This is a genomic window from Enterobacter cloacae complex sp. 402C9 (assembly GCF_050030745.1).
In the GTDB taxonomy this organism is placed as follows: domain Bacteria; phylum Pseudomonadota; class Gammaproteobacteria; order Enterobacterales; family Enterobacteriaceae; genus Enterobacter; species Enterobacter intestinihominis.
In genome coordinates this window covers 333,890-352,087 of the sequence record NZ_JBLGUW010000002.1, presented here as the reverse complement: position 1 = coordinate 352,087, position 18,198 = coordinate 333,890, and the positions used below count along the sequence as shown (strand labels likewise).

General features: G+C 52.9%; 23 protein-coding genes. 9 read left to right on the top strand and 14 right to left on the bottom strand.

Going from position 1 to position 18,198, the window contains the following annotated elements; translation table 11 throughout:
* The first annotated feature begins 22 nt into the window (after positions 1 to 22).
* Genes trbF through ACQG1K_RS24445 form a run of 4 tightly spaced genes read left to right on the top strand, consistent with a single transcriptional unit; the run spans position 23 to position 3,238 of the window.
* Positions 23 to 727 (top strand): conjugal transfer protein TrbF, encoded by a 705-nt coding sequence (gene trbF, locus ACQG1K_RS24460; protein WP_004883108.1) that lies wholly within the window; start codon positions 23 to 25, stop codon positions 725 to 727.
* Positions 724 to 1,716 (top strand): P-type conjugative transfer protein TrbG, encoded by a 993-nt coding sequence (trbG, locus tag ACQG1K_RS24455; RefSeq protein ID WP_004883112.1) that lies wholly within the window; start codon positions 724 to 726, stop codon positions 1,714 to 1,716. The genes trbF and trbG overlap by 4 nt, the downstream gene beginning before the upstream one ends.
* A gap of 2 nt (positions 1,717 to 1,718) precedes the next feature.
* Positions 1,719 to 2,999: a TrbI/VirB10 family protein gene (locus ACQG1K_RS24450; RefSeq protein WP_004883119.1), complete on the top strand. Its 1,281-nt coding sequence runs from the start codon at positions 1,719 to 1,721 to the stop codon at positions 2,997 to 2,999.
* Positions 2,996 to 3,238: a DUF2274 domain-containing protein gene (locus ACQG1K_RS24445; RefSeq protein WP_004883121.1), complete on the top strand. Its 243-nt coding sequence runs from the start codon at positions 2,996 to 2,998 to the stop codon at positions 3,236 to 3,238. Before ACQG1K_RS24450 ends, ACQG1K_RS24445 begins: the two co-directional genes overlap by 4 nt.
* A gap of 292 nt (positions 3,239 to 3,530) precedes the next feature.
* Here ACQG1K_RS24445 and ACQG1K_RS24440 read toward each other — a convergent pair whose 3' ends face one another.
* The 3 genes from ACQG1K_RS24440 to ACQG1K_RS24430 all read right to left on the bottom strand — a co-directional run bounded on the left by ACQG1K_RS24440 (position 3,531) and on the right by ACQG1K_RS24430 (position 4,828).
* Complete coding sequence (locus ACQG1K_RS24440; protein ID WP_223203170.1) at positions 3,531 to 3,926, bottom strand: DNA-binding protein; 396 nt, start codon at positions 3,924 to 3,926, stop codon at positions 3,531 to 3,533.
* Positions 3,916 to 4,188, bottom strand: a complete 273-nt coding sequence (locus ACQG1K_RS24435; RefSeq protein ID WP_022652138.1) for a hypothetical protein — start codon at positions 4,186 to 4,188, stop codon at positions 3,916 to 3,918. The genes ACQG1K_RS24440 and ACQG1K_RS24435 overlap by 11 nt, the downstream gene beginning before the upstream one ends.
* Positions 4,189 to 4,501: 313 nt before the next feature.
* Positions 4,502 to 4,828: a hypothetical protein gene (locus ACQG1K_RS24430; RefSeq protein WP_015063087.1), complete on the bottom strand. Its 327-nt coding sequence runs from the start codon at positions 4,826 to 4,828 to the stop codon at positions 4,502 to 4,504.
* 188 nt (positions 4,829 to 5,016) lie between these two features.
* On the opposite strand from ACQG1K_RS24430, the gene ACQG1K_RS24425 reads away from it, so the two are divergent.
* Entirely contained in the window at positions 5,017 to 5,532 is a 516-nt protein-coding gene (locus ACQG1K_RS24425; RefSeq protein WP_015063086.1) for a hypothetical protein, read from the top strand.
* 587 nt (positions 5,533 to 6,119) lie between these two features.
* Here the strand turns inward: ACQG1K_RS24425 and ACQG1K_RS24420 are convergent.
* From ACQG1K_RS24420 to ACQG1K_RS24405, 4 genes are all read right to left on the bottom strand, one after another.
* Positions 6,120 to 7,001 (bottom strand): RepB family plasmid replication initiator protein, encoded by an 882-nt coding sequence (locus ACQG1K_RS24420; RefSeq protein ID WP_015063085.1) that lies wholly within the window; start codon positions 6,999 to 7,001, stop codon positions 6,120 to 6,122.
* A gap of 458 nt (positions 7,002 to 7,459) precedes the next feature.
* Positions 7,460 to 8,437: an Ig-like domain-containing protein gene (locus tag ACQG1K_RS24415; protein WP_235845998.1), complete on the bottom strand. Its 978-nt coding sequence runs from the start codon at positions 8,435 to 8,437 to the stop codon at positions 7,460 to 7,462.
* 184 nt (positions 8,438 to 8,621) lie between these two features.
* On the bottom strand, positions 8,622 to 9,821 hold the full coding sequence (locus ACQG1K_RS24410; protein ID WP_000948429.1) for an IS91 family transposase: 1,200 nt from the start codon (positions 9,819 to 9,821) through the stop codon (positions 8,622 to 8,624).
* 9 nt (positions 9,822 to 9,830) lie between these two features.
* Complete coding sequence (locus ACQG1K_RS24405; protein ID WP_000957857.1) at positions 9,831 to 10,019, bottom strand: hypothetical protein; 189 nt, start codon at positions 10,017 to 10,019, stop codon at positions 9,831 to 9,833.
* 112 nt (positions 10,020 to 10,131) lie between these two features.
* On the opposite strand from ACQG1K_RS24405, the gene ACQG1K_RS24400 reads away from it, so the two are divergent.
* Positions 10,132 to 10,314 carry a hypothetical protein gene (locus tag ACQG1K_RS24400; protein WP_200442493.1) on the top strand — a complete coding sequence of 61 codons (183 nt, stop codon included), beginning with the start codon at positions 10,132 to 10,134 and terminating at the stop codon, positions 10,312 to 10,314.
* 519 nt (positions 10,315 to 10,833) lie between these two features.
* Here ACQG1K_RS24400 and ACQG1K_RS24395 read toward each other — a convergent pair.
* From ACQG1K_RS24395 to ACQG1K_RS24365, 7 genes are all read right to left on the bottom strand, one after another.
* Positions 10,834 to 11,532 (bottom strand): hypothetical protein, encoded by a 699-nt coding sequence (locus ACQG1K_RS24395; protein WP_022652135.1) that lies wholly within the window; start codon positions 11,530 to 11,532, stop codon positions 10,834 to 10,836.
* Positions 11,533 to 11,616: 84 nt separating this feature from the next.
* On the bottom strand, positions 11,617 to 11,916 hold the full coding sequence (locus ACQG1K_RS24390; protein ID WP_032610385.1) for a hypothetical protein: 300 nt from the start codon (positions 11,914 to 11,916) through the stop codon (positions 11,617 to 11,619).
* Between the two features lie 35 nt (positions 11,917 to 11,951).
* A complete protein-coding gene (locus tag ACQG1K_RS24385) occupies positions 11,952 to 12,206 on the bottom strand; it encodes a hypothetical protein (RefSeq protein ID WP_022652133.1) in 255 nt (84 codons plus the stop codon).
* A 51-nt stretch (positions 12,207 to 12,257) separates the two neighbouring features.
* Positions 12,258 to 12,521: a hypothetical protein gene (locus ACQG1K_RS24380; protein ID WP_022652132.1), complete on the bottom strand. Its 264-nt coding sequence runs from the start codon at positions 12,519 to 12,521 to the stop codon at positions 12,258 to 12,260.
* Between the two features lie 100 nt (positions 12,522 to 12,621).
* Complete coding sequence (locus ACQG1K_RS24375) at positions 12,622 to 12,963, bottom strand: hypothetical protein (protein WP_032610383.1); 342 nt, start codon at positions 12,961 to 12,963, stop codon at positions 12,622 to 12,624.
* 462 nt (positions 12,964 to 13,425) lie between these two features.
* Entirely contained in the window at positions 13,426 to 14,202 is a 777-nt protein-coding gene (locus ACQG1K_RS24370) for a hypothetical protein (RefSeq protein WP_022652130.1), read from the bottom strand.
* A gap of 148 nt (positions 14,203 to 14,350) precedes the next feature.
* Entirely contained in the window at positions 14,351 to 15,127 is a 777-nt protein-coding gene (locus ACQG1K_RS24365) for a hypothetical protein (protein ID WP_022652129.1), read from the bottom strand.
* An 813-nt stretch (positions 15,128 to 15,940) separates the two neighbouring features.
* Here ACQG1K_RS24365 and ACQG1K_RS24360 point away from each other — a divergent pair.
* From ACQG1K_RS24360 to ACQG1K_RS24350, 3 genes are all read left to right on the top strand, one after another.
* On the top strand, positions 15,941 to 16,408 hold the full coding sequence (locus tag ACQG1K_RS24360) for a hypothetical protein (protein WP_022652128.1): 468 nt from the start codon (positions 15,941 to 15,943) through the stop codon (positions 16,406 to 16,408).
* 63 nt (positions 16,409 to 16,471) lie between these two features.
* Entirely contained in the window at positions 16,472 to 16,768 is a 297-nt protein-coding gene (locus ACQG1K_RS24355) for a type II toxin-antitoxin system RelE/ParE family toxin (RefSeq protein ID WP_015063076.1), read from the top strand.
* A 242-nt stretch (positions 16,769 to 17,010) separates the two neighbouring features.
* A complete protein-coding gene (locus ACQG1K_RS24350) occupies positions 17,011 to 17,958 on the top strand; it encodes a flavin reductase (protein ID WP_224085232.1) in 948 nt (315 codons plus the stop codon).
* The last annotated feature ends 240 nt before the right edge of the window (positions 17,959 to 18,198 follow it).

The window sequence follows — 18,198 nt, the reverse complement described above, 5'->3', positions numbered from 1 at the left end:
CCTGACCACCAAGGAGAACCCTATGCGATTCAAACGCCCGCAGGTGCGCTATGCCGACACGCCGCAGCCTGCCACCCCGTACCAATCCGCCGCGCAGGTGTGGGACGAGCGCATCGGCTCGGCCCGCGTCCAGGCCAAGAACTGGCGTTTTATGGCCTTCGGCTGCCTCACGCTTGCGCTGCTGATGGCCGGTGGCCTGGTGTGGCGCTCGGCGCAGTCCATCGTCACCCCTTACGTCATCGAGGTCGATCAGTCGGGGCAGGTGCGCGCCGTCGGCGAAGCCGCCACGCCGTACCGGCCCGCCGATGCGCAGATCGCGCACCACCTGGCGCGCTTCGTGACGCTGGTGCGCTCGCTGTCTATCGATCCCATCGTGGTGCGGCAAAACTGGCTGGACGCCTACGACTACACCACCGACAAAGGCGCGGCGGTGCTCAACGACTACGCCAGCAAGAACGATCCTTTCGCCCGTGTTGGCCGCGAGTCGGTGACGGTGCAGATCACCAGCGTGGTACGCGCCAGCGATGCCTCGTTCAACGTCCGTTGGACGGAGCAACGGTTCATCAACGGTGCCCCCGCCGGGACCGAGCGATGGAACGCGGTGCTTTCCACCGTCCTGCAAACCCCGCGCACCGAACAGCGCCTGCGCAAGAACCCGCTGGGTATCTACGTCAACGGCCTGTCGTGGAGCCGCGAACTGGATTCTTCTGAAGGAGCCAAGCCATGAACCTGTCTTTCCGCTTATACGCTTTCGCGCTGACCGTGGTGGCCCTGTCGGGCTGCGCTTCGCAGGGCAAGCCGCCTCCGTCCATTTCGCTCGATGAGCCGGTGCAGGCACAGCCGCTGCCGGAGCCGCCTGCTCCAGTGGAAGTCGTCGCCATGCCCGAGCCGCTGGCGCTGCCAGCGCAGTTGAAGCCGCTGCACGAGTTGGACGCGGCCCCGGCTAAGCCGGAGCCGGCCGATGAGAAGGTGCGCGTTTCCCGTGCCAATGCCGAGGCGCGCATCGCGCCCACGCGCGAGGGCTACGTCAATGCGATTCAGGTGTGGCCCTTCACCGATGGTGCGCTCTACCAAGTCTATGCCGCGCCGGGACGCGTGACCGTGGTTTCCTTGCAGCCGGGCGAGGAACTAGTGACGGTCGCAGCCGGCGATACCGTGCGCTGGATCGTCGGTGACACGTCCAGCGGCAGCGGCGACGCGATGCGCATCAATGTGCTGGTCAAGCCCATCCGCTCAGGCCTCAAGACGAATTTGGTCATCACCACCAGTCGCAGAACATACCTGCTGGAACTGACCTCGACGGAAAAGGCATGGATGGCGTCGGTGTCCTGGGACTACCCAAAAGACCGGATGTTGGCCTTGCAGCGCCAGTCGCAGGCGGCTAGCGCCGCCGCACCGGTCGATACCGGACTGTCGCTGGAGAAGATCCGCTTCCGATATTCCGTCTCAGGCAGCAATCCGCCGTGGAAGCCGCTGCGCGCCTTCGACGATGGCGAGAAGGTCTATATCCAGTTCCCGCCGGGAATCGCCCAAGGCGAGCTGCCACCGCTGTTCGTCATCGGCGCGCAGGGCGACGGACAACTGGTGAATTACCGTTTTCGCTCGCCTTACTACATCGTGGATCGGCTGTTCGGCGCGGCCGAACTGCGCCTGGGCGGCGACAAGGGTGACGTGGTGCGTATCGAACGCACGGATGGCTTGGCGCGGAGGAACTGACCATGAGCCAGGACGACACTCCCGACCTCGCCACGCCGCATGCGGGCAAGGTGGCACCCGAGGCAGTTGCGCTGCGCGCCCAACCGCGCCCGGTCACGCGCCTGAACCGGCGCACGCTGGCCATCCTCGTCGGCGGTCTCTCGGTCGCTGTGCTCGGCGCGCTGATGTGGTCGCTGCAACCGCAGCGGCGCGGTGCAGGCGAGCAGACCGAGCTTTACAACGTCGATCGCGTCTCGAAGTCCGAAGGGTTGGACGCGCTGCCGGCGGACTACTCGAAGCTGCCGCCCCCCTTGGCGGCATCCGTGCCGGAGTTGGGGCCGCCGCTGCCAGGCGATCTTGGCCCGGCCATTGTGAAGTCGCAGCAGCCGGTGACGGCCGCCTACGCGGCCCCCGGCAACGACCCCAACGACGCGTTGCGCAAGGAAGCCGAAGCAGCAGCGGCATCGGCGGTGTTCTTCCGCTCTGGTTCGCAGAAGGCCGCGCCGGTGGCGCAGACACAGGTAGCCGCTGCGCCGGGCTTCACCGCCAATGCGGCCTTCGACCCGCTGGCGGCCGGGCCTGCGTCGACGGCGGCCCAGCCCGCCGACCCGACCGCCGTGCAGAACCGGCAAGACCAGAAAGAGGCATTCCAGAAAGCCGGAACCACGGAAGCCCGTGATTCCGGCAACCTGACGCTGCCGGCGTCGCCGTATCAGGTCATGGCCGGAACGGTGGTCGCCGGGGCGCTGGTGACGGGCATCAAGTCGGACTTGCCGGGCGATGTGATCGCCACAGTGACGGAGCCGGTCTATGACACGGCTACCGGCAAGTTCCTGCTGATCCCGCAGGGGTCACGCATCCTGGGCAAATACAACAGCCAGGTCAGCTACGGGCAGAGCCGCGTGCAAGTGGTGTGGAACCGGATCATCCTGCCCGACACGTCTTCGCTCAAGCTCGACAACTTGGCCGGCACCGATCCGGCCGGCTACGCCGGCTTGGAAGATGATGTGGATTGGCATTGGGATCGCGTCTTTGCCGGTGCGGCACTGACGACGCTACTGGGCATCGGTGCCGAACTGGCTGCGCCGGAGAACCGGCAGGACGGTGATCGCGTCATCATCGCCGGCCGCGATAGCGCCCAGGACAGCATCAATCAGGTCGGTCAGGAGATGACCCGGCGCAACCTCAACATCCAGCCCACCTTGACGGAGCGCCCCGGCTTGCCGGTTCGCATCATCGTCAACCGCGATCTGGTGCTGCGGCCGTACCAGCCACTTTTCTTCAACAGGGGGACTTCGCGATGACGACGCGCAAGCTACGGCTCGGGCCGCTGCCGAAAACGGAATCCACGAAGCTGACTTTTGCTTGCCCGGCCAGCCTGAAAGCCGACCTCGACCGCTACGCTACGCTGCACGCGCAGACCTACGGCGAGGCGGTCGATGCCACGGTGCTAATTCCGCACATGCTAGAAGCCTTCATGGTCGGAGATCGGGGATTCAGGAAGGGAGGCGCGGGCAAGGCCGCGCCGCCGAAGCCAAGCTGATGATGCCGGTTTCCGCTGGCGGCCATCCCTCAAACGCGCAGCCCAAGGCTGCGCGTTCTTCATTCTGGAGGACGGCGACCGATTGGGCTATGAAGACCAAACGCGGCTACCGCCTGCAGGCAACCGCCCCCGATGCAGCACGCTCGGGCTTTCTACCGCGAAGCTCCTATGTGGCTCCCAGCCCACAACGCCACAGCCCCGCAAGGCGGCCCGAAGTAGAGCCAAACCCGCACCCCATATAGACTTCCGGCCATCAGGCTGATTTCAACAATCGCTTGACTGCGGACATTTTTTATTGCTGCGCTGCGCTCCAGGCGTCCAGTTCTTCCTTCGTTTCGAACGACACAACTACTACAGCATCATGATCAGGGCGTTGCGGCTGTCGCACCATCTGAAAAGGCGGCTCAAAGGTCATATAGTAAATAGGCTGTTCCCGGCGTGCCACCCACTCAGCTTGTTTCCGTTCTGCCAGTTCACAGGCCTCATCATACGTGTCAGCCTGAGCCAGCCATGTCGGCCTATCCCACGCCCCGCCGTTCAGACAGTACACGTGAAATTTCTCGTTATGGGTGACGCAGTAAGGATGATCCCACCAGGCATCGAGCTGGGCCTTGCTGCGCTTCTCGTTAGGCGTAATGTCGAAATTCTTCGGAAGTGTAGGGTTGTTCGGGATCTGGTTAGGCATCATGCGCCTCCTGTTCATACACGCCACGGGGAAGCGCCCGCATGTCATCAGTAATGACAAAAAGCGATTCTGAAATCGTGTTGCCTGTTGGGCGCCCGTCCCCGCAAATTACCACGGCATCATTGCCTGGGTAGCGAGCCGACTCAATGACGGCGAATTCTATGCCATCTGCACGGCGAAACCAGTACAGGCTTTCACCTTCCGGTGATGTTTCAATAGTCTTGCGGAAAAACGTTCCTTCCAGTGTTTCGGGGATGTAAGGCATAAACACTCCTTGTGTACGAAAAAGACCACAAGTTGTTACCCCTGCGGCCTGATCGGGCGAATGCTGCCATTAAGACGGTTAATCGCCCTTGTAAGGTGAGGCAACAAAATGGATTCTAACGCTGTAGCTAACATTCCAGTAGGAATAATTATCCCCGCGAACGCGGATCTAAAACTGATCATCTTTGACTTTCCCAGCATCCGTCCGCTGGGCCAGCAGCAGCAAACACGGGTTCAGCAAGGCGATACACTGTACCGGGTACTGTAAACCCCTGTCCTGCCTATGTCGGTCAGCAGGACTGGAGGCGTGAAGTTCACGTGCTGTGGCCATATACAGACTGGTCTTCCCATGACTCACTGTCATGTTCAAGGGGGCCGGTGATCCATTGTGCGGTGCGTGAAGCTCGGGAGCGAAAAGCCCATGTTTCGTCAGGGCCGATAGTGACGTTTTCCTCCGTCAATGAGGCGTTTTCTGGCATTACAGGTAACTTGCGGGTATCACGATCACCGCTTCCCAGCCAGTGTTCTACTTGCGCCTGGGTCTGAAACAAAAAAGCATGCATATGGCAGGCTGTACCGTCATTGATACCGTACATCCGAAGTCCATCATCAAACTCAGCTATAAAAATATTGTGTGACATACATTAACCTCATGGAATTCGCTTTTTCAGGGGCGAATCCTGGTGCCTTAATTAAAGGGTAAAAAGGTAAACGCTCACCAATGGTACAATATAAAAAACCAATAACGTCATCCACGAACCTTTTTTGAGGCCGTAGATGATTTTAAACGTAGTATCTCTAAACTCGTACAAAATGGAGCATCAAAATAATGAAAATAAACATGGGTAGTCTGAAAAGCGCTGCACCGCTCTTTGTTCTTATTGGCTTGATGATCGCGTTTTCGGCCTATGTGAAATCATGGGCATTGTTATACACGTTGCTGGCGTCATCAGTCATGCTCACAGTCATGATATCGTTGCCATTTCTTGTCTCGCCTTTACAGCATTCAAAATTCATAGTCCTGCGAATTTTACGTTTACTGGTTATTACGCTCTGGGCGGTTGGCCTTGTCGGCGTACTCTTTTCAGTTGTGGAACGCCTTGTATGGGTTAATGCTGACAGCTATCCGTCATGGCTGGCGAAGGAACTGGATTCCCCGACCATCACGGATGGTGAAACTTTTATTAAAGCTACAGAGTCTTTTGAGAAGACCTGCGGTAAAAATAAAGGTTCTCTCAGCGTTGTCGCAAGGCATAACGGCATGTTTATGCGCTGCGATGATAGCGTCTCTTTCGACACCTGGTGGAAGGGGGTTTACCAACTTAAAACACCTGAGACTCGATGATGCATTTCTTTAGTGCAGCAACAGAATGGCCGTATTGTGGTTAAGACATTTTCGACGATATCAGCTACTCCACTGTGGCGGGAAAAGATTCCCCTCTCAGCCACCGGGTACGCAATCTTAGTGGCTCCACTATACCGGGTACAGTTTCCACTTCAGCCTCATCGTGCTATCAGGGCCGTTCACCCTTCACGAACCACTTTATCGGGTATATCTTCCTTCCCGTGACATCACGCCATCCGGGGCGGAGGCAGTAACGGGCTCCACTATACCGGGTAAAACTTGCCAACCAGTGCCGCCACATTTCCGGTGCCTGGTTCGCAAGGGGCCTTATCCACTATACCGGGTATGGATCACATTTTCGTGGCTCCACTGTACCGGGTATAGTTCACATTTTGGTTGAAAAACACACAGAATCGTCAGGGTAAGGCTGAAGAGAAAGGGCTGCATCGGAGTTTTAGGGCTGACATTACCCGGTGTAGTGGAGATCCACTGTACCGGGTAAAAACAGAGCGGAAAGGAGAAGAATATCCACTATTCCGGGTAATGCAGCCACCCACGCGGCAGGCAGCTGCATTATCCGGCATCTATCATGGCTTCATGTTTCTTTTCAGAATATTCAGTACATAATCGCCGTTTTCTTTGTCTATGGAGTATTCCAGAAAACCGATCTCTTTAAGCTGGCCCAGCGCCTTTTTAACTGTGGCATTCTGGTTGCCAAGATGTGAGGACAGTTGCAGGCGTTCACGCAGCCGGTCAAATCCGATACGGTAAAAGGTGCTCGGTAACTCAGCCAGATACAGATACAGGGCCTGTGCGGACTCCTTACGGGCCAGTTTCTGCAACGTCTTCAGGTAGAGTCGGGTTTTACCGTCGACGCGATACAGCGTATTGAGCTTCGAATTTGGCTTGATGACGATTTTCCCGGTGGAACTGTCGTAGTACGTGGATTCCACGAGGTGCATGTTTATCGTTATCTGATCGTCTGTACCGGGTATTTTCTTAATGAACGAGATACTGGTTCGGGCAATACGCGTCAATGAAGCATCAAAACGCTCTTTCAATTGCCTATCAATGCGCTTAGTGTCAAAACCGCAGAACTTAGCAAACTCCGGGAAATTCAGCTCCAGCTGACCTTCCGAGTCGAGCGGACGGTTAGACAATGCATAAACGATCCCACACCATGATTTGAAGTCAGAGTCCATGTCGAGGCGCGGGCCATAAATTTGGATCTGGCTGTAGCCTTCACCCTCGACAATGGATAGTCTCGAAAGGGGTTCGGTGGCATCGATGCGGTGACTCTTCCGGCCACCCTTATCCGTGGATTTCAGTGTTGGCACAAACACACCCAGACGGAGTAAAACTTTCGGCTGAATGGTCTGTCTTAGCGTGGGAAGCAGTTGGATAACTTCCCCGGAATCTTTTAGGGACTCTTCAATGACAAGAGATAACTTGTTGTTATTACTAGACATATAGAAAGATCCGTTTTGTGCATAAGATCTACATCCTACCCGGTATAGTGTATCGAATCCACCCGGTATAGTGGATTATGCACCCTGTATAGTGGATGGATTACCCGACATAGTGTATTTCGCCCCCTGTACAGTGGATGGCGATCCGCTGAGAGCCCCGATATTACTGGCCTGCGAGGATCGTTATTCCTTTTTGATCTGCTATTGATCCTATATTGATCTTTATTATTATTCTATCCTGTTGATAACTATGCACAGAGACGTCATGAAGCATTACGATCGAAATGTGAGTAAATTCCGATCCGTTCTAAGAACCGCACTAGCACACTTCTTCCCTTGTAGAAAAAGTTACTTTTTTGACGCAAGCGGCTACAGAGTTATGAGGAGAGAGAGCGGAGAAAATGCAGGAAATGGCGTCACGAAAAAAAGCCGCCAGAGTGACTGACGGCTTTTTATGGTTACTTCAGCTCATCAATTTGGATCATAAACTCAGCGGCTCCGGTCTTGCCGTTCTCTGATGGATAAACCGGCATGAGAAGATTATCACCCATACCCATGTCGATATTAACATTTACAGACTCCCCAGGAGCTGCCTCCGCTCCATTAAACACTATCCCGAAGTTGGCATCCTTACGTACTGAGAGGGTCGCGTTCTGTAAGCCTTTGGCTATTTCACCGTTAGTCTTGCGGAGCATGTTTGTAGACAGATAGGCAAGTGGCACGTTATCAGAGGTTTTGAGCGCCGACTTTACTGCAAGGGTTCGAAGGTTATGCAGCTGTACCAAGTTATTCGGGAGATAACTGAACTTCTGTGTGTAAGTTTTTGTGTTGGACTGGCTGTCCGACACTGTCACACTGAGAGCATAGTTTTCAGAGGGCTCGAAATTCGGGAATATGCGCGGATATTCCGGCGAGTATATGTCTTTACCAGCAGGTGACCAACTGAGTTCAACATTGTCTGATGTCGGTCCGCCAGTTAGCTGGAGACGAGTAATGCGAGGTGTGGTCAGGTTATCGCTCAGTGCAATGCGCAGATTTTCCAGACCATAGACGACGGTGTCATCCTTTACCGGCTTCCCTTCGAAGGTAATAGCAACCGTTGGGGGTGTGGCATCGAGAGCTATCACGCCATAGGTTTTGTTTGTCTGGTTACCGAAACGATCCTGAATATTCACTTCAACGTTGTATTGCCCTTCAGACTGCCGGGAAAGGTCATACTCAATCGTGTAGTTACCCGCGTTTCTGGACTTTTCGACTCCCACAGGCGTCATGCGCTGTTTGGAGTTCTTATCGGTAAGATAGAATCCGAGGAGTCTGAATCCGTCGAACCAATCATTATCTCTGTTGAGATGAGCTTCAACAGTCAGTATCTTAGATGTCGGGCTGTAGGTGATCTCACCAATTTCTGGGACGATTTGATTGTTCCAGCGTGTCATAACCCACTGCTCGACGTATAGGAAATTGAAAAACCAGTCGATACCATTGTCCACGCCTTATGCCACGTGAGCCTTTCTGCTTTTCCCACCACTCCGGTGGTTTCCCTCTCTGTATGGTCGATTTTTATACCGTAACAGGCTGTTTTTTATACTTTCACCGATTCCCGGGCACACTTAGCCTGTGTCAGGCCGGCATATACCTCAGTAGACTGATATCCCGCGCGTTTTTCTTCAGCCCTGATACATTCAGCCCCGCAATGGCCCGGCGGTATACCATCCGGCAGCCACACAGCACGCATTCGAACGGGTCACGACTCAGGAACTGTTTCACCATTTGTGCATAGCACACTTTCGCCACTGGTTCCGGTTTATCCATCCCCAGTGCACGGTACACCTGCGGCAGCTTCTCTCCACACACACGGTTGGCAAGGAACCCGAAGTACCTCACCATCTTAAAAAACTTCTCCGGGATGTGCTGTTTCAGCCTCGCGACCAGCTCACGCTGTGTCAGCGTTTCCGTCGCCGTTTCTCCCGTTTTGTGGTCCAGGTAACGGAAGCTCAGGCTTGCCCCTCCGTTGTAATGAGCCAGTCGGGAAGCCGCTATTGGTGGCTTCTTCAGATAACGACCCAGGTAGCGTGCCGTATTCCGCCCTCCGGCTGTCTTCTTCGACATGTACACATGCCAGTATTTTCCGCCGGATTTCAGCACCAGGCTTCTCCACTGTGATTCCGTCGTGATATGTGACAACGACTCCGGCATTGCCATCCCCTCTGACCACGCTTTCAGAAGCAGCTGCCGCATATTCCACATCCACCGTGAACGCATCGCGTCTTTCAGGAAGCTCAGCTTTTTCCACTGACCATGCTTATTCAGACCTCCACAGGTTACAGACACATGTACATGCGGATGCCAGTTGAGACGACGGCCATACGTGTGGATGGCGCAGAAGATACCGGGTTCCAGCCCCCGTTTTCGGGCGGCATACAGCAGATTCTCCACCGCCAGACGGCACACGTCATTCAGCAGCCAGCGGTTGCTTTCGAACACCGGCCACAGCGTGTCCGGCAGGGTGAAGACCAGATGTACCCAGTCGCAGTCAGGAAGACGATTCAGCTGTGTTGCTGTCCACAGGTCTGTGGCCTTCTTTCCGCAGGACGGGCAGGCACGGCTGCCGCATGAGTTGGTCAGGTACTTTACGTGCTGACAGTCCGGGTTATCACACCCGAACTCTTTTACACCCAGTATCCGTGTGCCGCAGGCCAGCATTTTGGTGACGGCTTCAACCTCGATATCGCGCAGACCGCCCGCATCCAGGAAGGACGTCCAGCACTGGTTGGCTGTGAACAGACGTTTCAGAGGGCGGGGAGTAAAACCGGACAACATGAGGATGGATTAAACCCCGGTATCCTGTAGCAGGGTAAGGGCTGCTGTATCGCCACGGCGCTTCAGGATGGAGGTCGTCACCATCGCAGGTGGTGGGTCCATGGGTTTGAGCATTTTCATCCAGTCCCATTCTCGTTGTGAGAGCTTCTCAGCACCAACAGAGAGCAGAACTGTATCGATACTTTTGCGGGTCAACATAAGGGGATGAGTCCTTAATAAAACAGGTCCTCAGAGCATACATATTCTGCGGGGCGTGCGGCAACAACAGGACGAACCGGGGCGGTTTTCAATTTGCAGCCGCCAGGCTGCCGTGGTTCGTAAAGATGCGGCCTTTGCGGTCAGTATGAATGGGGCGACTGTCATTCCCGGAGATTCGAAAGACATCACAATAGACTTCGGTCAAGGGGATGGCATCCTGATCCCGATCTTCCCGGCCACCAGCGGCAAAGTTGGCGAATCCCGCTTCATGATCGAGCTGCCGCAAATCCAATAAACACCACAGAACCGGCCCCGTCATACGGGGCCTTTTCATGGTGTCTTAACGTAGCCAGAAAGAAACGGAACAGGCTGATTTAGTCGAATGTCAGAGATTGCTGAGAAAACGTTTATCACGCATTTCGCTCCACTGGAGAGAATTTGCTATCGCGCTCCCCGGGTGCAGGGTCTCACGCCCGATCGCCATCAAATTCAAATGCAGCTCCAATTTTTGCGTCTTGGCGTCACCTGGTTACCACCCGCACTCGCCATGGCAGAACTGGAACACCTTCTTAAGGGGTATGACGCCGACCACTGTCGGCTACTGGAAAACGTCCTGGATACAGCCCACCGGCATTACCTGGAGTCCTGTGGACCGCTAAAGAGAGAAGGGGGCCGCGTCGGGAACCGCATATCAGGCACCCGCCACGACGAAGCACATTTGTGTGTACGGTTTATGTCAACACGCTATGAATTGGCCACTGAGCTTTGTGCCGCTTATGTGTGCAGCAGGTATGCTTATGGGTGATCGTACCGGTTACTTCTTGTCTTCCAACGAGGCCAAGCGGCTAATTTCTTTCATACCGAGACGAGCGGCCACGCCCATGGCGGAGGCTTCGAGTTCGGCCTTGCCGTGTGAGACGATTTTGTCCATGGATTCCTGCATCAACTGGGTGCTGAAGGCCAGATTAACCGGCAGGTTGGCGATTGCGCCGGACAGAGACTGATATACTTCTTCAAGCTCGCGCTTTCCTGCCTTGCCTTTTGCCACCAGCAAAGCCAGTGCTTTCAGCTTTTCATTCACTTTCGCCATCTCGCGCTCAGAGGCTTCCCGGATCTGACGCTCATAACGTTCGCGTGTCGACTCAATATAGCCAATCTCCGGCTGGCGCTCATAGTCGCCGCGAATCAAACTGTTAATGGTACACGGCACGCCGTCACTCATTCCGAACGATGTGATCATTGAGGCCCACTGAGCCGGAGACAGACTGACTTTCAGAAGTGGGGAACGGCGTCTGCCTTCCGCCAGCCGATGACGGATCACTCCATCGCGCTCAACCTGCTCTGATTCACTGAAGGTCAGCGTAATCACCTCTTTATGAATGAGGTCGGAGGCATACAAGCGCTGCCCCGTCGTTGTCGTGCGGCTTACCGATACCTGCCCGTATGCCGTGTGACGGGTGATCACCTCTTCCATCTCGTTTTCTGTTACCGTCGGTATTACTGTGTTTTCCATTGTCATGCCCTGAATCGAATTAATGTTGACAGCGTCTGGCGTAATACCGATGTGAGACCGGACTGCCTGGGAACTTTACCCGTATCACTCGCTAAATTGGACGCCCGCTGACCGGAGTAACTCTCTGACATCGTCTGCCAGGAAATACGTTTCTGTTGTGTTGCCCGGGCCATCAAAGAAACAGGTCTCGGGCAACTGAATTGCCTGCGACTGCTGCTGTATCTGTTCCCGGGACTCGTTACTTTCGACGATAGCATCGGCAATGACTTCTGTTGCCCAATCGCGATCAAAGCCAGGCATCGTATGGAGTGATGCCACCATGTCGCTGGGTAAGGCATCGATATAGTCCAGAGCCGCCTGAGCTACCGAAATCAGTTCTTTCATGGTTGTCACCTTACTGTTGTGCTCATTCACCGCGCTTAACTCGCGTGAGCCGATTCTTTACGTTTATTGATAAGAAACTCTTCACCGCACGTTCCGCATTTCAAAATGTATTCTGCGTGCCTGAGTTGCTTTAAGGACATTGCTTTGCAAACGGGGCAGGCAAGGTGTTCTGAAAGCCGACGCATCAGTTGATTAATTTCAGAGCATTGTTCTGGCGTTAACTTGTGGCGGGTTTCCCACTTATAGGTCGCTTCCCGCACGACACGAGCCACGATATTTTTACCCTTCATCACTCTTGTCCTCCGGTGCAGCCAGCCATCTTACTCACTTCCGTGCGCATGTCAGCGAATAATGACCAGGTCAGGACCAAAACTGAATCCATCGCCCATCCGGTCGGAATGCTTCGATACATACGATTTCCCGTACTTCTCCAGGTCTTGCAGGCTTGATTTTGCCAGATTCCATGAATACTCATGCCCCCAGATTTCCCCATCCCGATCAGCAAATCTTGCGGGTTTATAGTTGTCCTTGAGCAGAGCATAGACACGTTCGAGAGTTGGTAATTCTGGACTGGTCTTAACGTTAGATGCGTCAGCGTTCGTCATTATTATGTACTCATTCGAGTTGATGGATAGGGAAGGTTGCACGCGAACTGTGGCGCTCCCCGTTTTACTGATAACCTGTCGGTGCTCATGCACTACGAAATTAGAATGATTGAAGGCACGTCACGCTTCCCGAAAACCTTTTCCCGTTCCGGCGTTTAGGAAGCGAGTATTCGCCGTCAAACCGGTAGATGCCGACCTTAGAGCAGGGTCCTCCGTCTTTAACCAATTCCCAGATGAAATCGGCACGGTCACTGAAATAGCCAGGACCTTCGTCAAAGGATGAAAATTCACTATGCACAACACACAGATCGCCGTGCTGACCGTTGATAAAAACGAAGTGACCTTTATGCTTTTCGCCTGGCTTCGCATCGAGGTGTCCAAACGTTTGATACATTACGGAGGCTTGATGTTCTGCCCCTGTCTTTCCAAGTAATTCACGCATCTCACTCCCCCTTTGCAGTTGCGACCATTGCACGGTAAACATCTGCAAGACGCTGGCTCATTAATCGAGACATTTTTCCAGTGGCCGAAGTTATCTGCTTCCGGCCTGCAATTAGCTGTTCCATCGTGGGAACTACCGGGACGCGGGTCATACCTTCCACTTCTCCTGCGCCAGTAGTGGTAACTTGATCAACATACTGCTCAACCTGATGCTGCTCTTCGTCGGTCCTCCATTATGATTTCTTCAATCAGACGTCTTACAACCCAGTTACTTAGGTTGCTTTGTGACGGAAGGCGCTTATACCTTCCGCCTCGGCCATTTCGTTGCCCGCGCTGAGCATTCCAGCGTCGAAGTACGCCATCGTTAATTTTCGGTGGTAGTGTGGCAACATCGCCCATCTGCCTGACTCCTGTCCTGAATTATTTCACTCGGGGCCAAAATACCGCTGTGTTGTTTGCCAGGTTACACCCCTGGCACCAACAGGGACGGGCTGTTATAAGAAAAGCGGTCTACTGGAGCATCTTCAAATCCGTGGTTCGGCGCATCTGGTGTCAGAACAAGGCCGTCATGTGCCGCGTGAATATGCAGCAGTGAATCACTGCCCGTGTCGATGTGCAGCGTCGGTACACCCCGATCGATCTCAAAAATGAGGCCGAAACAAGTCGTGCCGGATTCATTCACCACTTCACACTGAATGTTTTTCTCTTCTAACAACACCTTCACCTGATAGGACTGACAGTCTTCTTCTGGCAGCTGGGTTTCACCCAGTTGCCAGTCCTGTAACGTCCGGATAATCTCTGAAGGCGTTGCCTGCGATTCCGGCGTCAGAAGCGCATACACCTGCTGGCGGAACTGCTGGCTCAACTCCTCCATCAGGGGATTGTCCTCGCCATCGAAATGTTCTTCCCAGCCATCAGGATCAGCGTGCATCCAAACGTTATGCGTCAGAGACGGTAGTGAGTCGTCAGGGTGTACGATGAGATATGGGGAGCTTTCTTTTGTTTCCAGATAGCGGACAGGCTGGCCATCCAGCAAAGCTTCATCAACTGCCGTACCATCGGTTTCCGGCAATGCGATTTCCGTGACATTGCCGCCGCAATGCTCTGCCACAACACGCCCCAGATCCTCCATCAGTGCGCGATGTTTTTCTGGAGAATCCAGCTCGCCCAATAATTCCGGTTTTACCAGTAATGCAGTAATAATTGTTGCCAGTTCACGAGTTGAAATTAATTTAGCCATGATAGTCATCCTTTCATCTGATGTGTTAATTCTAACAGTTTCGGTTTGCTGGCTAATAACCCGGCGTGAAGTTTTTTAAAAATATATTCGCCCTTTAAACAAAGAGCGAACAATGGAATTAAAAAAGGACAAATTTGTAATTAATGAATCAGGAGGCTGCTTTAACTAATAAGCCAGGGCGACCGTTGGTATACCTGTCAGGCGGCGAAATACCGAATTCATGATTCAGGGAGTCAGTTGAAAGGACCATGCCGCCGTGAGCAGCCTGGACGTGCAGAACTGAAGGATCAGTGTCACCCGCGTTTACATGGACCGAGGGAACACCATTTTCAATTAACAACGTCAGGGCCATTACCAGGCGTGATTCCACATCCTGTACTGCCAGCTGGGCATGACCGCCGAGCGCCATAGTAACGATAAACTCTGCTGAAGACCCGGGCTGTTCGTCGTCGAGGTTGCAGTAATCACGCATTCGTACCACCTGCGAGGGAAGATTAGCATGGTTGGTTTGTGTCTGAAGGAGCATCCGCTGGAGGGCGTAGCGGCGAACTGAGCACTCTTTATGCGTCGGCAATTCATCAGGGCTTTCTTCGTCGCTGCCTTTGATATGGTCAAGCCAGCCATCTCGGGCATGGTGACGCCAGACATTATCGGTGAGGGAGTGCATGTCCGCGCCGGGAGATACGACGAGATAAGGGGTTACATCCGGAGAGGTCAGATAATCGGCCTGGCTTGATTCATCGCGATCCACCGGCATGATCACACCGTCAATCTCTCCTCCGCAATGTTTCGCCACCAGCTCAGCGATATCCTGCATAAATGCTTTATGCGACTCCGGTGTTTTTAATTCATTCATTAATGTGGGTTGCACCAGTAATCCACAGACAATTTCCGCAAGCTCGGCAGGTAATAGACATTTTGGCATGGTTGGTTCTCCTCTTTTTTGAATGAGAACACTCTAACATTCCGGCTTATTTTCCAAATAAGTTGAAGGCATTTATTTTTTTAAAAATTCATATCCAAACTATAATTAAAATAGTCCATTTTAATCTCAGAAAAGTAACTTTTCTAAAGGCTTACCGGGAGGGCATTAACGAGTGTTTCGTAATCACATTTGTGCCAGTTGAAAGCCGGTGTGCATGACCATTGTTTCGTGACCTTAAACCCAGGAATCGTCGAGCGTCTGGGAGAAAGGCTGCGACACCTTCGGTTAAGATGGGTCTTGTGAGTGGGGAAGGGACGCTACAGCCGGAAGACAAACTGAATCTGCCATTTCAGCCCGCGAGTATCCCGACCCTGTGCCACCGTTTTATAGCTAACATTTCTCCTTTACTGTAGCATTCTGCCGTTTCGCCATCCTCTCGGAACTTCGGTATACCGCGAGCGGAATATTTGCCAGTCATATGGCCCTTACTGGTAACCGGAAAAAAGCTTCATGAAGGCGGATAGGAAGTTCCTTAGACGCATATGGTGTTTTTAAATTAACACATAAGCATTGCTACTCATAAGGATGTAAAATAACCATGCCCATTAAGGATGTAATTAAGACCTCATTGGTTTTTTTTTGGTATTTGTAAACAGACAATTCCGAAAATATTTCTCAGTAAAATTGAATCCTGCATATATAAACTGCCTTTAGCAGTGCTGCAAAATTATTTTTAAAAATCTTTCATTCAGGTTATTAGCCAGCGAGACCAATCTGTCATGATTACTTCAGACCAAACCTGAGGAATCAAAAATGGATAAATACTTTGACCAGAGCGGAATTGAAATCGACAACGCTAAGATTCAGTGTATTGATTCAGTAAAAGGCACCGGGGAATATATTTATCGGGTCACTTGCAATAAATGCAAAGGCCGTGGTGAGCGTAAACACTTTTATAGGAGCCGCTGCATGGCATGTAATGGTACGGGCTATAGCCTGGTCACAACCCGTACATGTTACACCCTTTCCGCGTTATATCGCACATACCCGGAAGCGGCACGCAAGATTTCAGCAGCTCAGGCAGTAGTGCGTCAGCGTGCTGTACAATCAAAGACTTCCGCGTTCAATCTGTGGTGTAAGAGCAATCAGGAACTGGTTGACGCCATCACACAGCAAGACGGGGAGAACAGCTTTCTGAACAGTCTGAAATCGACGTTATCACGGAAATATCCATTAAGTGATAAACAACTAACGGTCGCAGCCAGAATTCTCGGGATTTAATAAATCAGCTTCAGGCTTTTATAATTCTTATTTAATTTTACTCATTCCATTACGGAGGAAGATATGATCCATTCATTTAAAGACAGACGGCTGGAAAGCTTTTTCCGTAATGGAAAGTCCACAGCAGGTATTCCTGCTGATCTGTTAAATGCGATTTCATGCAGACTGAAAACGTTAAATAATGTAAAAAACGAACGCGAATTGTTATCAAGTAGTTTGCGTTACGAACGCTTAAGGATGACCGCAAACCGGTACTCTTCCATTCGAGTTAATTCAAAATATCGGTTATTCTTTGTGTGGAATGATGGCGTACATAACGTTCACCTGTCGGCGCATGATTATAAATCGCTAATCCATTAAGGTAAAAAATGAAACTTTTCGGTATTTTATCCAGGGATGCAGGCACGGATGCGATGTTTTATATTCAGACCAGCACTAAACAACAGGCAAGCTTCATATTTGATGCCCTTGTCCCCCGGCTGAATGCGCATTGCCAACTGATCGACCCACTGAATGAAACAATTATACCTTCACTAAGCCGGACGACACTTTCTTTACAGCCCTGGTCCCAGAATACCCAGACACGGACGAGTGAGCTGAAGATGACGACGCACGGTCTGACTCTCTCCGGGGCAGTGATGGTGGAACACTCCCGGCAGATCGTCGACTTCTGCGATAACCTGGGCCTGCGCCTCGATGCACCCACCGGGAAACCCAGCTGGACAGAACTGATCAATGCTGACCTTGAGCAGCTTAATTCCCCGCGTTTGTTCCCCGTCCTTACCCAATCTGGCACGGAAGGACAGTTTCAGATCTATGTCCCGGCACCGGCTGTCATTGACGCCGACGTAGTCATTGCAAGCGTGATCGGCGAGTGTTTTAGCGGCGTTACCCCGTACTGCGTGAACGGCACTCCATATCCGCTGACTGAAAAGCCGCTGATCCGGATGGAGGCACACGTTAGTGACATGCATACACGGGTTTTTGAGCTGACATTCGTCAGTTATAACCTGGCCCTTACTGCGACGGTATATGACAACAATCTGCGCCAGGTTCTGATGCTGTGTGAAGATTTTGGTGTCACCCTTCAGGGGCGAGCGGGTGCATCCTGTCATGCCTACATGCGTAACGAATACCGGCGGCTTGCACATGTAGGTGTTTGCTCACGCTCCGGGGCTGAAGACGATGTCCGCGCTTACAGCTCATATAAAGAGGAAACCCTGATCCGGCAGCTGCTGAATCAGGCGACGGCGGACAGCACATTGATCCCGGCGCGACACGGCCAGCAATTTAACGGTGTGCTGATGAATGCCACCCCGTCATCAGCAACCACCGGATTTATCTACCTGTCACAGGAATTCCCGCAAGGCCAGTTTATGATGACGGCGGAAGTGGTGAATGCCAGCAGCACGCCACGGGGGATCAGTTACATCGAAACGGTGGACGGTTACCGTTTTATTGTGACTGCATACGACACGAGAGCGATGAATTCCCTGACCGAATTTCTTGAAGTTAACGAGACCTATTTTACCCCATACCGCTGGGCGTAGCGCCAGCGCACCGGACAGCCAGGGAGGGCATCCGGAAAAGGTGATTTCACGCCATCAACAGAGCGCGAAACTCGCAGAAAAACAGACTGGCCCTATTTTAATACCCGATCACCGAAGCCAATTGCCTTCCGGGCAGAATGCCTGAGTATACCGGGTCTTAGCGACGTGGGATCAGGGCAGCCGGGAAAAGTAACTTTTGAAAAATTAGACGTGGTCAGTCGGCATGGTGTATTAAATTTC

Bases quoted from the DNA above. Each gene is read 5' to 3' on its own strand.
- trbF (WP_004883108.1), top strand. From the start codon at position 23: ATGCGATTCAAACGCCCGCAGGTGCGCTATGCCGACACGCCGCAGCCT.
- trbG (WP_004883112.1), top strand. From the start codon at position 724: ATGAACCTGTCTTTCCGCTTATACGCTTTCGCGCTGACCGTGGTGGCC.
- ACQG1K_RS24450 (WP_004883119.1), top strand. From the start codon at position 1,719: ATGAGCCAGGACGACACTCCCGACCTCGCCACGCCGCATGCGGGCAAG.
- ACQG1K_RS24445 (WP_004883121.1), top strand. From the start codon at position 2,996: ATGACGACGCGCAAGCTACGGCTCGGGCCGCTGCCGAAAACGGAATCC.
- ACQG1K_RS24440 (WP_223203170.1), bottom strand. From the start codon at position 3,926: ATGATGCCTAACCAGATCCCGAACAACCCTACACTTCCGAAGAATTTC.
- ACQG1K_RS24435 (WP_022652138.1), bottom strand. From the start codon at position 4,188: ATGCCTTACATCCCCGAAACACTGGAAGGAACGTTTTTCCGCAAGACT.
- ACQG1K_RS24430 (WP_015063087.1), bottom strand. From the start codon at position 4,828: ATGTCACACAATATTTTTATAGCTGAGTTTGATGATGGACTTCGGATG.
- ACQG1K_RS24425 (WP_015063086.1), top strand. From the start codon at position 5,017: ATGAAAATAAACATGGGTAGTCTGAAAAGCGCTGCACCGCTCTTTGTT.
- ACQG1K_RS24420 (WP_015063085.1), bottom strand. From the start codon at position 7,001: ATGTCTAGTAATAACAACAAGTTATCTCTTGTCATTGAAGAGTCCCTA.
- ACQG1K_RS24415 (WP_235845998.1), bottom strand. From the start codon at position 8,437: ATGACACGCTGGAACAATCAAATCGTCCCAGAAATTGGTGAGATCACC.
- ACQG1K_RS24410 (WP_000948429.1), bottom strand. From the start codon at position 9,821: ATGTTGTCCGGTTTTACTCCCCGCCCTCTGAAACGTCTGTTCACAGCC.
- ACQG1K_RS24405 (WP_000957857.1), bottom strand. From the start codon at position 10,019: ATGTTGACCCGCAAAAGTATCGATACAGTTCTGCTCTCTGTTGGTGCT.
- ACQG1K_RS24395 (WP_022652135.1), bottom strand. From the start codon at position 11,532: ATGGAAAACACAGTAATACCGACGGTAACAGAAAACGAGATGGAAGAG.
- ACQG1K_RS24390 (WP_032610385.1), bottom strand. From the start codon at position 11,916: ATGAAAGAACTGATTTCGGTAGCTCAGGCGGCTCTGGACTATATCGAT.
- ACQG1K_RS24385 (WP_022652133.1), bottom strand. From the start codon at position 12,206: ATGAAGGGTAAAAATATCGTGGCTCGTGTCGTGCGGGAAGCGACCTAT.
- ACQG1K_RS24380 (WP_022652132.1), bottom strand. From the start codon at position 12,521: ATGACGAACGCTGACGCATCTAACGTTAAGACCAGTCCAGAATTACCA.
- ACQG1K_RS24375 (WP_032610383.1), bottom strand. From the start codon at position 12,963: ATGCGTGAATTACTTGGAAAGACAGGGGCAGAACATCAAGCCTCCGTA.
- ACQG1K_RS24370 (WP_022652130.1), bottom strand. From the start codon at position 14,202: ATGGCTAAATTAATTTCAACTCGTGAACTGGCAACAATTATTACTGCA.
- ACQG1K_RS24365 (WP_022652129.1), bottom strand. From the start codon at position 15,127: ATGCCAAAATGTCTATTACCTGCCGAGCTTGCGGAAATTGTCTGTGGA.
- ACQG1K_RS24360 (WP_022652128.1), top strand. From the start codon at position 15,941: ATGGATAAATACTTTGACCAGAGCGGAATTGAAATCGACAACGCTAAG.
- ACQG1K_RS24355 (WP_015063076.1), top strand. From the start codon at position 16,472: ATGATCCATTCATTTAAAGACAGACGGCTGGAAAGCTTTTTCCGTAAT.
- ACQG1K_RS24350 (WP_224085232.1), top strand. From the start codon at position 17,011: ATGACGACGCACGGTCTGACTCTCTCCGGGGCAGTGATGGTGGAACAC.